This is a genomic window from Pseudomonas sp. c313, assembly GCF_055407145.1.
In genome coordinates, this window is record NZ_JBUZRD010000010.1 from 153542 (window position 1) to 166479 (window position 12938).

The 12938-nt window shown below is 59.3% G+C and carries 14 protein-coding genes; 7 read left to right on the forward strand and 7 right to left on the reverse strand.

Features of this window, described 5'->3' with window-relative positions:
* Positions 1-51: 51 nt before the first annotated feature.
* On the reverse strand, positions 52-945 hold the full coding sequence (prpB, locus tag ACZRKZ_RS22715; protein WP_133101695.1) for a methylisocitrate lyase: 894 nt from the start codon (positions 943-945) through the stop codon (positions 52-54).
* Entirely contained in the window at positions 942-1664 is a 723-nt protein-coding gene (locus ACZRKZ_RS22720) for a GntR family transcriptional regulator (RefSeq protein WP_463969893.1), read from the reverse strand. Before ACZRKZ_RS22720 ends, prpB begins: the two co-directional genes overlap by 4 nt.
* Before the next feature lie 271 nt (positions 1665-1935).
* On the opposite strand from ACZRKZ_RS22720, the gene rloA reads away from it, so the two are divergent.
* The 4 genes from rloA to pabB all read left to right on the forward strand — a co-directional run bounded on the left by rloA (position 1936) and on the right by pabB (position 6451).
* Positions 1936-2472 carry a retropepsin-like aspartic peptidase RloA gene (rloA, locus tag ACZRKZ_RS22725; protein WP_149412046.1) on the forward strand — a complete coding sequence of 179 codons (537 nt, stop codon included), beginning with the start codon at positions 1936-1938 and terminating at the stop codon, positions 2470-2472.
* Positions 2473-2477: 5 nt separating this feature from the next.
* Positions 2478-4010 carry an osmotic stress tolerance membrane protein RloB gene (gene rloB / locus ACZRKZ_RS22730; protein WP_149412047.1) on the forward strand — a complete coding sequence of 511 codons (1533 nt, stop codon included), beginning with the start codon at positions 2478-2480 and terminating at the stop codon, positions 4008-4010.
* A complete protein-coding gene (locus ACZRKZ_RS22735) occupies positions 4010-4996 on the forward strand; it encodes an alpha-L-glutamate ligase-like protein (protein ID WP_463982802.1) in 987 nt (328 codons plus the stop codon). Before rloB ends, ACZRKZ_RS22735 begins: the two co-directional genes overlap by 1 nt.
* Positions 4997-5107: 111 nt before the next feature.
* Positions 5108-6451, forward strand: coding sequence for an aminodeoxychorismate synthase component I (gene pabB / locus ACZRKZ_RS22740; RefSeq protein WP_463982803.1), 1344 nt, complete (start codon positions 5108-5110; stop codon positions 6449-6451).
* Positions 6452-6543: 92 nt separating this feature from the next.
* Here pabB and thrH read toward each other — a convergent pair whose 3' ends face one another.
* Positions 6544-7161, reverse strand: coding sequence for a bifunctional phosphoserine phosphatase/homoserine phosphotransferase ThrH (gene thrH / locus ACZRKZ_RS22745; protein WP_463969889.1), 618 nt, complete (start codon positions 7159-7161; stop codon positions 6544-6546).
* Between the two features lie 153 nt (positions 7162-7314).
* Between thrH and ACZRKZ_RS22750 the strand changes: the two genes are divergently transcribed.
* Complete coding sequence (locus tag ACZRKZ_RS22750; protein ID WP_463982804.1) at positions 7315-8049, forward strand: phosphoadenylyl-sulfate reductase; 735 nt, start codon at positions 7315-7317, stop codon at positions 8047-8049.
* 43 nt (positions 8050-8092) lie between these two features.
* Here ACZRKZ_RS22750 and ACZRKZ_RS22755 read toward each other — a convergent pair whose 3' ends face one another.
* Together ACZRKZ_RS22755 and ACZRKZ_RS22760 are read right to left on the reverse strand one after the other, a co-directional pair.
* Positions 8093-8539 carry an anti-virulence regulator CigR family protein gene (locus ACZRKZ_RS22755; protein WP_463982805.1) on the reverse strand — a complete coding sequence of 149 codons (447 nt, stop codon included), beginning with the start codon at positions 8537-8539 and terminating at the stop codon, positions 8093-8095.
* A gap of 82 nt (positions 8540-8621) precedes the next feature.
* The gene (locus ACZRKZ_RS22760) at positions 8622-9545 is read right to left on the reverse strand and encodes a LysR family transcriptional regulator (RefSeq protein ID WP_463982806.1); all 924 of its coding nucleotides are present in this window, start codon (positions 9543-9545) and stop codon (positions 8622-8624) included.
* 127 nt (positions 9546-9672) lie between these two features.
* On the opposite strand from ACZRKZ_RS22760, the gene ACZRKZ_RS22765 reads away from it, so the two are divergent.
* Positions 9673-10419: a 3-oxoacyl-ACP reductase family protein gene (locus ACZRKZ_RS22765; protein WP_463982807.1), complete on the forward strand. Its 747-nt coding sequence runs from the start codon at positions 9673-9675 to the stop codon at positions 10417-10419.
* Positions 10420-11073: 654 nt separating this feature from the next.
* Here the strand turns inward: ACZRKZ_RS22765 and ACZRKZ_RS22770 are convergent.
* The gene (locus tag ACZRKZ_RS22770; protein ID WP_463969884.1) at positions 11074-11763 is read right to left on the reverse strand and encodes an HAD-IA family hydrolase; all 690 of its coding nucleotides are present in this window, start codon (positions 11761-11763) and stop codon (positions 11074-11076) included.
* A gap of 241 nt (positions 11764-12004) precedes the next feature.
* Positions 12005-12226, reverse strand: coding sequence for a hypothetical protein (locus ACZRKZ_RS22775; RefSeq protein WP_149412055.1), 222 nt, complete (start codon positions 12224-12226; stop codon positions 12005-12007).
* 147 nt (positions 12227-12373) lie between these two features.
* On the opposite strand from ACZRKZ_RS22775, the gene ACZRKZ_RS22780 reads away from it, so the two are divergent.
* Positions 12374-12733 (forward strand): DUF2784 domain-containing protein, encoded by a 360-nt coding sequence (locus ACZRKZ_RS22780; RefSeq protein ID WP_463969882.1) that lies wholly within the window; start codon positions 12374-12376, stop codon positions 12731-12733.
* The last annotated feature ends 205 nt before the right edge of the window (positions 12734-12938 follow it).

Below are 12938 nucleotides of genomic sequence, written 5' to 3' on the forward strand. Positions count from 1 at the left end.
ATCTCCAATCTTGTATTTATTAGGCTCTTTACTGAAAAAGCGCTTGGACCATTACTTCTTGGCGGCAAACAGCGCGTCGAGCTTCTGCTCGAAGGTGTGGTAGTCGATGCGATCGTAAAGCTCCATGCGGGTTTGCATGGTGTCGATCACGTTCTGCTGGGTGCCGTCGCGACGGATCGCGGTGTAGACGTTTTCGGCGGCCTTGTTCATGGCCCGGAATGCCGACAGCGGGTACAGCACCAGGGAAACATCGGCAGATTTCAACTGTTCGACGGTGTACAGCGGGGTGGCGCCGAATTCGGTGATGTTGGCAAGGATCGGCGCCTTCACGCGGGCGGCGAACAGCTTGTACATGTCCAGTTCGGTGATGGCTTCAGGGAAGACCATGTCGGCGCCGGCCTCGATGCACGCGGCGGCACGTTCCAGGGCTGATTCCAGGCCTTCGACGGCCAGGGCGTCGGTGCGGGCCATGATCACGAAGCTGTCATCGGTGCGAGCGTCGACCGCGGCCTTGATGCGGTCGACCATTTCCTGCAGGGAGACGATTTCTTTATTAGGGCGATGACCGCAACGCTTGGCGCCCACCTGGTCTTCAATATGGATCGCCGCCGCGCCGAACTTGATCATCGACTTGACGGTGCGCGCCACGTTGAACGCCGAAGAGCCGAAACCCGTGTCGACATCCACCAACAGCGGCAGATCGCAGACATCGGTGATTCGGCGCACGTCGGTCAGCACGTCATCCAGGCTGGTAATGCCCAGGTCCGGCACGCCGAGGGAGCCTGCGGCCACCCCGCCACCGGACAGGTAAATCGCCTTGAACCCGGCGCGCTTGGCCAGCAAGGCATGGTTGGCGTTGATCGCACCAACGACTTGCAGCGGATGCTCGCTGGCGACGGCATCGCGAAAGCGCTGGCCTGGAGTGCTCTTGTTGTTGGAACTCATGACTCACCTCGTGGAGTGGCTGTCTGGTGGGCGCTGTCCGGGAAATGACGCGCGATATTGCGTTTGGACGCGCCGATATGACGACGCATCAACAACTCGGCCAGTTCACCGTCGCGATCGGCAATCGCGTCAAGTATCCGGTGATGCTCGGCAAAGGCCTGGCGTGGACGATTGGGGGTAGCGGAAAACTGGATGCGGTACATGCGCACCAACTGATACAGCTCGCCGCACAACATTTGGGTCAGGGTGCGATTGCCGGCGCCTTGAATTATCCGGTAATGGAAGTCGAAGTCACCTTCCTGCTGGTAGTAGCCGACGCCAGCCTGGAACGCCGCATCGCGCTCGTGGGTGTGCAGTACCTGGCGTAGTTCCTCGATCTCTTCGTCGGTCATGCGCTCGGCAGCCAGCCGGCAAGCCATGCCTTCCAGGGACTCGCGGATTTCGTAGAGTTCCACCAGTTCGGCCTGGCTGAGGGAAACCACCCGCGCACCCACGTGGGGGATGCGCACCAGCAGGCGCTGGCCTTCCAAGCGGTGAATCGCCTCGCGTAGCGGGCCACGGCTGATACCGTAAGTGCGCGCCAGCTCCGGCTCGGAGATCTTGCTGCCGGGGGCGATTTCGCCCTTGACGATGGCGGCCTGGATTCGCCGGAAGACGTTCTCCGACATGGTCTGGGAATCGTCCTGCGCCGCGACCGGAATTTCCAGCTGATCCAGCATATTGTCGACACCTTTAAAAGCAATGCCGCAAAAACTAGCCAATCAACCCAAAATAGTCAAAGATTAAATAAACATTGTCGACAATCGTCTAATAACCCTCCTTACTCTTTATCAGGGCATGGCCGCCTGCCAGCGCTGGCGTCAGAAAACCTTCATGCTAGAATGCCCGCCGTATTTGCCTGACATCCAAAGATGAAAAGGCGCACGAGGGAGCTTGCGCAGCAATGCCAGTCGCCTTGAATCAAACATCGCACTGACCGCCTCAGGATTTATGAGACTCAAGCCCTTCCCCCTATTGTTTTGCCTACTGTTTATTCCGGGCCTTGGCTCTGCCGCCGAGAAGACCGTGTATGGCCTCAATGAATACGCCAAACTGGCCGGCATTGACCTGGAAGTCGCCGCCAAGCTCGACACCGGCGCCAAGACCGCCTCCCTGAGTGCCCGCGACATCAAGCGTTTCAAGCGCAACGGTGAATCCTGGGTGCGTTTCTACCTCGCCATCGATACCGCTCACTCCCACCCCATCGAACGTCCTCTGGCCCGCGTCAGCAAGATCAAGCGCCGCGCCGGCGATTACGACCCCGATGAGGACAAAAACTACACCGCCCGTCCAGTGATTGCCCTGGACATCTGCATGGGCACCGCTTTACGCAGCATCGAAGTGAACTTGACTGACCGCAGCGCTTTCCAATATCCACTGCTGATCGGCTCCGAAGCCTTGAAACGCTTTGATGCGCTGGTCGACCCCAGTCTTAAATACGCGGCGGGCAAACCTGCCTGCGCCACCGACGCTCATACCGCCGAGTAATCCCAATGCGCGCTCTTAATCTGCACCTGAAAATCCTGATCGCTGTCCTGGTGGTGCTGGGCATTTCGATCACGGCCTATCAGATTTTCGTCCTGGGCATCCCGGTGACCGAAGATGCCACCGACGACCTGTGGAACATCGACGCCAAGGTCGAGTTCGTCGCCAACGCCAAGGACCCGGTGAAAATCCAGATGTTCGTGCCGCCCCTGAGCCGCGATTACGTCAGCCTCAATGAAAGCTTCATCTCCAATAACTACGGAGTAAGCGTCAATCGCGTCGACGGCAATCGCAAGGTCACCTGGTCGGCGCGGCGCGCCAAGGGTAACCAGACCCTCTACTACCGCCTGGTGCTGACCAAGCGCTACAGCGGCGAGAAGATCAAGGTCAAGGGCCCGACTTTCCGCGACAGCATCGCCGTCGAAGGCCCGGAAAAAATCGCCGCCGAAGCCCTGCTTGCGCCAATCCGCCAGCACTCGGCGGACGTCGAAACCTTTATCAGCGAAGCCATCAAGCGCACCAATAACCTCAGCGACGACAACGTCAAGCTGCTGCTCGCGGGCGACCCCTCGACGCCGCACAAAGCCAAGATTGTCGAACTGCTGCTGTCCATCGCCCACGTGCCGGTGGAAAAGGTCCACACCATCCGCCTCGTCGCCGACCAGCCGCAAACCCCGGAACTGTGGCTGCGCAGCTTCAATGGCAATGACTGGCTGTACTTCAACCCGGACACCGGCGAACAAGGCCTGCCCTCTGACCGCCTGCTGTGGTGGACCGGTGACGAAAACCTGATCACCGTCGACGGCGGCAAGAAGGCCATGGTGACCTTCAGCCTGAACAACAGCGAAATGAACGCCATTCGCCTGGCCAAGCTGACCGACGAAAACACTGACGCCAACTTCCTCGAATACTCGCTCTACGGCCTGCCGCTGCAAACCCAGCAGACCTTCATGATCATGGTGATGATCCCGATTGGCGTGCTGGTGATCCTAATCCTGCGCAACCTGATTGGCCTGCAGACCCTGGGCACGTTTACGCCGGTGCTGATTGCCCTGGCGTTCCGTGAGACGCAGTTGGGCTTCGGTATCGTGTTGTTCACCATTATTACCGCGCTGGGGTTATCCCTCAGGTCGTACCTGGAACACTTGAAGCTGCAGATGCTGCCCAGGTTGTCGGTGGTGCTGACCTTCGTGGTGGTGCTGATCGCGGCCATCAGCCTGTTCAGCCATAAGCTGGGCCTGGAACGCGGGCTGTCGGTTGCGCTGTTCCCGATGGTGATCCTGACCATGACCATCGAACGCCTGTCTATTACCTGGGAAGAGCGCGGTGGCGGCCATGCCATGAAAGTGGCGATCGGCACGCTGTTTGCCGCGTCCCTGGCGCACCTGATCATGAGCGTGCCGGAGTTGATCTACTTCGTCTTCACCTTCCCGGCGATCCTGCTGATCCTGGTGGGCTTTATGCTGGCCATGGGTCGTTATCGCGGCTACCGCCTGACCGAACTGGTGCGTTTCAAGGCCTTCATCAAGGCTGACTCGTAATGTTCGGCTTCTGGAAGACCTGGAAGGCCCTGGAAGCGCGGGGCATCATGGGCATCAACCGGCGTAACGCCGACTACGTGCTCAAGTACAACAAGCGCAGCCTGTATCCCATCGTCGATGACAAAATCATCACCAAGGAACGGGCCATCGCCGCCGGCATTCATGTACCGGAGCTATACGGGGTGATCTCCACCGAGAAGGAAATCGACAAACTCGACGAGATCATCGGCGGGCGCAGCGACTTCGTGATCAAGCCGGCCCAGGGCGCCGGCGGTGACGGCATCCTGGTGATTGCCGACCGCTTTGAAGGCCGTTATCGCACGGTGTCCGGCAAGATCATCAGCCATGAAGAAATCGAACACCAGATTTCCAGCATCCTCACCGGCCTGTATTCCCTGGGCGGCCACCGCGATCGCGCGCTGATCGAATACCGGGTGGTCCCAGACCAGATTTTCAAAAGCATCAGCTACGAAGGCGTGCCAGACATCCGCATCATCGTGCTGATGGGCTACCCGGTGATGGCCATGCTGCGCCTGCCGACCCGTCAGTCCGGCGGCAAGGCCAACCTGCACCAGGGCGCCATCGGCGTCGGCGTAGACTTGGCCACCGGCCTGACCCTGCGCGGTACCTGGCTGAACAACATCATCACCAAACACCCCGACACCACCAACGCGGTGGATGGCGTGCAGTTGCCCAACTGGGACGGCTTCATGAAGCTCGCGGCAGGCTGCTATGAGCTATGCGGGCTGGGGTATATCGGCGTGGACATGGTACTGGACCAGGAAAAAGGTCCGTTGATCCTGGAACTCAATGCCCGACCGGGGCTGAATATCCAGATCGCCAACGACTGCGGCCTGACCTTGCGTACCCACGCAGTGGAAGCACGACTGGAAGAGCTGAAGGCGGCCGGCGTGACGGAAACGCCTGAAGAACGAGTGAAGTTTGCGCAGGAGCTGTTTGGGCATATTCCGGCGGTGGAAGGATAAAGGCAGCTACAAGCGGCAAGCTGCAAGCTGCAAGAAAGAGCAGCTGTGTCATTTAACTCGTGGCTTGAAGCTTGGAGCTTGGAGCTACCCCCCAAGGCTGATCCACACAGCATGTTGACCTGTTCCGTACACCCGCTGCCCTACCGGGCCAACCCTGCCGAGTATTTCGCGGCGATTCGACATGCCCCCGGTGCGGTGCTGCTGGACAGTGGCCGGCCGAGTGCCGAGCGTGGCCGCTATGATTTGCTCAGTGCCTGGCCGGAAGCGACATTGGCGGTCTGGCCGGATGAAGGCGGCAGCGATTTCCTGCAACGGCTGCGGGAGAACCTGACACTACTGGGTGAAGCCTCCCTGCCCGCCCCTTATGAACTGCCGTTTGCCGGCGGACTGATTGGTTACCTGAGCTACGACTTTGGCCGCCACCTGGAACAGCTGCCGCATCAGGCCGTGGATGATCTGCGCCTGCCCGATGCGCGCTTTGGCCTGTATGCCTGGGCATTGATCAGCGACCATCAGGCGCTTACCAGCCAGTTGGTGTTTCACCCCAAACTCAGCGAAAGCGAGCGGCAACGCCTGACGACACTATTCAGCCAACCCGCCGTCAGTGCGCCCGCCACCTTCAAACTGCACGGCGCAATGACCCCGGACCTGACCGCCGAAGAGTACGAACAGGCCCTGGCCCGCATCCAGGACTACATCCAGGCTGGCGACTGCTATCAGGTCAACTTCGCCCAACGCTTTCGCGCGCCTTGCATCGGCGATCCGTGGGTGGCTTATTGCGCTCTGCGCGAAGCCTGTCCGACGCCGTTTTCGGGGTTCCAGAGCCTGCCGGACGATGGCGCGGTACTGAGCTTGTCGCCCGAGCGTTTCGTCAAAGTCAGCGAACGCCAGGTAGAAACCCGGCCGATCAAGGGCACGCGCCCGCGCGGGCTGACACCCAGCGAAGACGCCGCCAACGCCACCGAGCTCCTGGCCAGCGCCAAGGATCGTGCAGAAAACCTGATGATCGTCGACCTGCTGCGCAACGATCTGGGCCGCACCTGCCGCACTGGCTCGGTGAAGGTGCCAGAGTTGTTCAGCCTGGAAAGTTATCCCAACGTTCACCACCTGGTCAGCAGCGTCACTGGCGAATTGGCGATTGATAAGGACGCCCTGGACCTGATCGCCGGCAGCTTCCCCGGCGGCTCGATCACCGGCGCGCCGAAGATTCGCGCGATGCAGATTATTGACGAACTGGAACCGACCCGGCGCGGGCTGTACTGCGGCTCATTGTTGTACCTGGACGTGCGCGGAGAGATGGACAGCTCCATCGCCATTCGCAGCTTGTTGGTCAAGGATGGTCAGGTGTGTTGCTGGGGCGGTGGCGGGATTGTCGCCGACTCCGAGTGGCAGGCGGAGTATCAAGAGTCGATGACCAAGGTGCGGGTGTTGCTGGAAACCCTGGAAGGGCTGTAACCAAATACCCTGTGGCGAGGGGGCTTGCCCCCTCGACACAAAATTGAAGCCTACAAAGTTCGTAGGTCTATTCGCTTCCCATCACCAGAGAATCACAGGCTCAACGGCCGATTCGACGCCTTGATGAATTCCCGCTTCAAATCCTCAAACGTATGCACCGCCGGAAACTGCGGGAACTCTCGAATCACATTCTCCGGTGCGTGAAACAGGATGCCCTGGTCGGCCTCACCCAGCATGGTGGTGTCGTTGTAGGAATCCCCGGCAGCAATCACTCGGTAGTACAGGCTCTTGAAGGCCAACACCGACTGACGCTTGGGATCTTTCTGACGCAGCTGGTAACTCACCACCCGATCATTCTCGTCAGTAATCAACCGATGGCAGAGCAAGGTCGGGAAGCCCAACTGGCGCATCAGCGGCTGGGAAAACTCATAGAACGTATCCGACAGAATCACTACCTGGAAGCGCTCGCGCAGCCAGTTGACGAAGTCAATGGCGCCGTCCAGCGGCTTGAGGGTGGTGATCACTTCCTGGATGTCGGAGAGTTTGAGGCCGTGCTCGTCGAGAATCCGCAGGCGTTGCTTCATCAGCACGTCGTAGTCGGGAATGTCCCGGGTGGTGGCCCGCAGGGATTCAATACCGGTTTTTTCGGCGAAGGCGATCCAGATTTCCGGAACCAGTACCCCTTCCAGGTCGAGACAGGCAATTTCCACAAGACACTCCCATTGATATTATTAAGTTGAGCGAGCACAAAAAGGACTGCCGAACTCTAGCGATTCATGCTCGCCGCCGCAACGCAGAGCAGATTTTGTTACCATCGCCTCCTATAGAGCGCTCAGCGCCACTGACCTGTAGGAACCGTCCTGATGAACCAAGCCTTCGACGTCGCTGAACTCGCCGCGACTTATGCCAAAAAATCCGCCCAGGACATCCTCAAACTGGCGTTCAGCCAGTTCGGCGACGACTTGTGGATCTCTTTCAGCGGTGCCGAGGACGTGGTGCTGGTGGACATGGCCTGGAAGCTGAACAAAAACGTCAAGGTGTTCAGCCTCGACACCGGCCGCCTGCACCCGGAGACCTACCGGTTTATCGAGCAGGTGCGGGATTTCTACAAAATCGATATCGAATTGATCTCCCCGGACCAAAGCAAGCTGGAACCTTTCGTCAAGGAAAAGGGCCTATTCAGCTTCTACAAGGACGGCCATGGCGAGTGCTGCGGCGTGCGCAAGATCGAGCCGCTGCGCCGCAAGCTCTCCAGCGTCAGCGCCTGGGCCACCGGCCAGCGCCGCGACCAGAGCCCCGGCACCCGCAGCCAAGTGGCCGCGCTGGAAATCGACACGGCCTTCTCCACCCCGGAACGTACCCTGTACAAATTCAACCCGCTGGCACAAATGACCAGCGAGGAGATCTGGGGCTACATCCGCATGCTGGAATTACCGTACAACAGCCTGCACGAGCGCGGCTTTATCAGCATCGGCTGCGAGCCTTGCACCCGCCCGGTGTTGCCGAACCAGCACGAGCGCGAAGGCCGTTGGTGGTGGGAAGAAGCAACCCAAAAGGAATGCGGGTTGCACGCGGGGAATATCATCAGCAAGGGGTGAAACCCGCCTCACATTTGTGATGGTGCAAGCTTCAAGCTCGGGATCAGTCCAGAACGTTGTTCAGGACCTCATAAATGATCCCGGTGGCGATGGTCACCAGGATCAAGTCCGTACCGGCCTGCTGCCATTCGTAACCCTCGTAACGGGGCAAGCGCCCGAGCAGGCGCCCGTCGAGTTTTTTGGCAATGCCCGGCGGCAACGGCTTGCCACGGGCGAGGTTTTTCTGGATACCCGGCGGCAAGGAAGAACCACCCCGCCAATACTCCCGGCTATCTCCCAGAATCACTCGCACACCACCGATGTCAATCTGCGGCCCACCGTAATAGGCGTCACCACCCTTTTTACCTGCGCCCTGGCCCTGGTTACCCTTGTTGCCGTGGGCATTACCCTTGCCGCTACCGTTCCCGTTGCCCGGATCGGCCAGCAGCGCCGGGGAACCTGCGATCAACGCCAGGCTGGTAAACACTAGCAACGCGCGTGATTTAGACATGATCCGTCTCTCAAGTCGCAGGCCATATCGGCCTGTATCAGCTTAGAACAGAAGTGGACAACACGTCCCGGCAGTGGGCACCTCACACCGCGCTGAACCGCTGCCCCAGTTGCTGTTCGGCAAATTGCTCGATGATGAAGTCGACGAAGGCCCGGGTCTTGCCGGGCAGCAGTTTGTGTTCGGCGTAGTAGAGAGAGATGTTGCCGTCGTCGACGTACCAGTCCGGCAGGACTCGTTGCAACTCGCCGCTGTCGAGGAATGGCACCGCCATCGGCATGCTCACCAAGGCAATGCCAAGGCCTTGGGCGCTGGCGCAGCAGGCGGCTTCGGAGTCACTCATGGTCATTCGCGGCTTGAGCACCAATGGCCGGTGCTCGTGACTGCGACTGGTCAGTTGCCAGGAACGCACTCGCCCGGTTTGTGGCGAGCGAATCAGGATGCCGTTGCACCGTGCCAGGTCCTCGGGCGACAGTACCGGCAGGCGTCGCGCCAGGTAATCCGGGGAGGCCACCAAAATCCGGTGAGCCGGGGTCAATTTGCGCGCGACCACCCCTTGAGGCAGGTCAAAACCACCGCCAATGGCGGCGTCGAAGCCTTGGCCGATCAGGTCCACCTGGCGATTGTCGAAATGCCAATCCGGGCTGATATCGGGAAAACGTTTCAGAAACTCCGCCAGCAACGGCATCACATAGCGGTTACCGAACACGGTGCCCATGCTGACCTTGAGCGTGCCCACCGGCCGTCCTTCGGCGCTGGCCAGGTTGGCCACGGCGTTTTGGATGATGGTGAGGCTGCTGCTGACCTCTTCCAGAAACAACTTGCCGGCTTCGGTCAGGGTCAAGCGCCGGGTGCTGCGCTGGAACAAGCGCACGCCCAGGCGCGCTTCCAGCTTGGCAACGCTTTTGCCGACGGCAGCCGGGGTCAGGCTCAGGTGCCGGGCGGCTTCGGCAAAGCTGCCGCCTTCAGCGCTGCGCACGAAGCATTCGATACTGCCAAAGCTTTCCATATCATCACATTCTAAACTTTTGGTTTACACAGACTATAACAATCACGGGCTACCGAGGCAGGGTTGTGTGGTCGATACTCGGCGCCAACACCAAGGCAGCCCCGCCTTGAATAATTGGGAGATCAACATGACCACACAAAACCTCAGCGGCAAAGTCGCCTTGATCCAGGGCGGTTCCCGAGGCATCGGTGCCGCCATCGTCAAACGCCTCGCGGCGCAAGGCGCAGCAGTTGCCTTCACCTACGTCAGCTCTGCGGCCAAGGCCCAAGACTTGCAAAACAGCGTGATCAGCGACGGCGGCAAAGCCCTGGCGATACATGCTGACAGCGCCGATGCCACAGCCATTCGCAATGCGGTCAGCGCTACCGTCGAAGCATTCGGGCGCCTGGATATCCTGGTGAACAACGCCGGCGTACTGGCAGTGGGGCCGCTGGAAGACTTCAAACTGGAAGACTTTGACCAGACCCTGGCCATCAACGTGCGCAGCGTGTTTATCGCCACTCAGGAAGCAGCCAAGCATATGGGCGAAGGTGGCCGCATCATCAACATCGGCAGCACCAACGCCGAGCGCATGCCATTTGCCGGTGGTGGTCCGTATGCCATGAGCAAGGCGGCGCTGGTGGGCTTGACCAAAGGCCTGGCGCGAGACCTGGGGCCTCGGGGGATTACCATCAACAACGTGCAGCCGGGCCCGGTGGATACTGATATGAACCCGGCCAACGGTGATTTTGCCGAGAGCCTGATCGGGCTCATGGCGGTTGGGCGTTATGGCCGCGTAGAAGAGATTGCCAGTTTTGTGGCGTATCTGGTGGGGCCGGAAGCTGGGTATATCACTGGCGCGAGTTTGACGATTGACGGTGGGTTCAGTGCTTGATCGGTCTGAAATGCACTCTTTGATCTGACAGAGATCAGATGTGGGAGCTGGCTTGTTGGGTTGGGTTGGGTTGGGTTGGGTTGGGGACATATCCGTTATTTTGGTCAGGGCGGATTAGGGTTACGCCCTTACGGCGTGTCACTTTGCAAAAGCGGCAAAGTAACCAAAGCGCTCTTGCCCCACCACTTGGTGCCTCGCTTAGGCTCGGCATGCCCTCACTCCGGCATTGCTCCGTGGGCCGCCGCGATGGGCCATCCTTGGCCCAGCGCGGCTAAACCGGCGTCCTGCCGGTTTACCCACGGATCAATACCTGCGTTCAGCCATCGTGGTTAACGGGGCGCCTTAGATCAAGATCAAGATCAAGATCAAAAGCACGGCGGCCTGGTAGCCGACCTGAGTGGTGAGAAGCAAGAGCGGATCCCATGCCACCTGTAGGAGCGAGCTTGCTCGCGATGGCCGTTAACGATGACGCTGGCTTCCTGGATGAACGCGGTGCCCTCAGGCTCTTCGCGAGCAAGAACTAGGCGTCCCCCTCGCTCCTACAGAAAAGCAGATTGGCGCTGGCTCTTGATCTGCCTGCCCATAAAGCCAGAGGCTGAACACAGGTGCTGTGCAGTGGGTAAACCAGCAAGGATGCCGGTTTAGCCAGGTGGATCAGCGCAACGGCGGCAAGCCGTAAGCGGCAAGATCAAAGTCCGCCAGCTGGCGGATGATCTGGTCGGCGTGGTGGTACTTGCTGTCGGCCATGGCTTCATCCGGCACGGCGATGGCGGTCATGTTCGCGGCTTTGGCGGCGGTGACGCCGAAGGGCGAATCTTCAAACACCAGGCAATCCTCGGGCGCTATGCCCAGACGGCGGGCAGCAGTGAGGAAGATGTCCGGCGCAGGCTTGGCGGCACCAACTTCTGGGTCGTCGGCGGTGACGATGGTGTCGAACAGGCTGAACCATTCCTTGTGCAGGGTGGTCTTGTGGCCAAAGGAATTACGCGATGAACTGGTGCCCACGGCAATCGGAATGTTGTGGGCCTTCAAGTGCCGCACCAGCGCTTCGGCGCCCGGCATGCCGAGGGCTTTGGGGAAGCGCGCGCTCATCAGCGGCTCGCGGATCACCAGGAATTCTGCGGGTGTAATCGGCAATTCCAGGGCCTTGACCACGTACTCAGCCAAGTCCTGGGCGCCACGCCCGATGATGTGCTGCTTGATACTCCAGTCATAGGTACGACCGTAGCGTTCGGCGATGATTTGCGTGACTTCGGTGTAGATGCCTTCAGTGTCCAGCAACAACCCGTCCATATCGAAAATCACGGCCTTGATCGGGCCGACAGCAGTACGCGGTGCGTTCATCACAACAGATCCGTTGGCAGGGACGTCGGCGCAGCAGCACGCCGCAGACGTTGAAGACTAAAAGGATTCAGCACAATAACGGCCGGGGTTGCCTGTAAGCAACCGTTAAGGATCTGCGACCAGAAAGGTAGCGGATGCCTGAAGTCACTACCTATCAGCTGGAACGCCATGGCTCGCTTATCTCAAGCGAGCACAAGCATCAAAACAACGCGGCGCTAATAACGGCGCAAGAGACAGACGATTATTTGATTTTCTTAACCTGACCTTCATCTTCCATCAGTGCGGCAAACTGCTTCCAGCTCAGACGGTGCTTGTTGACACTATTACCAGCAGGCACCCATTCAATATTGCCCTTGCTGATCAGGATCTTCCCAAGCCTTGCGCCGTCAGCCTTGACCTCGACTTCAATATCTTTGCTCAGGACGACTTTCTGGTGAAAATTGACGCTAACTTCGTGAGCCATTGCGGCTTCCTTGTCTGATGATTGCTTCAACCACTGCTCGACGAGTAGCGGCCGGCGAACAATAATATCATATTGATATCATTCGCTTGCACTCGCCTGATCCATGCCCTGCGTGATCGAATAATTGCACTGCAAACGGAACTCATGATGCTTTATCGCCTAGCCGCCGACAGCCTGGTGCTGTTTCACCTGTCCTTTATCCTGTTCGTGCTGTTTGGCGGACTGCTGGCCCTCAAGTGGCGCCCCGTCATCTGGCTGCACCTGCCCGCCGCCGCATGGGGCGTCGCCGTTGAAGTCTTCCACCTGCCCTGCCCGCTGACCCGCTGGGAAAACCTGTTCCGACACCTCGCCGGGCAAGACGGTTATGGCGGCGGTTTTATCGAGCACTACATCCTGACGTTGATTTATCCCGCAGGGCTGACCCCGCAGATCCAACTGGGCCTGGGCGCCCTGGTGTTGTTGATCAATATAGCGGTGTATGTGCGGTTGATCAGGCGGGTAGGCTGATGTCTCGGTGTGCTTCTTGGGCAGTCATGTAGCCCACAGTCGGTATCCACTCGGTTTTCAAACTCAGAAACTGACCGTTCGGCTGTTTTGCGCCGTGCATGGTTTGCCAATCTGGGCCTGAGGAGCTATTCATTCTGAGTGGGAGTTACTGTCACTGGGCCAGCATCTTTTTTTGATGTTGTTCGGGGATGGAATAGCTCTTCTT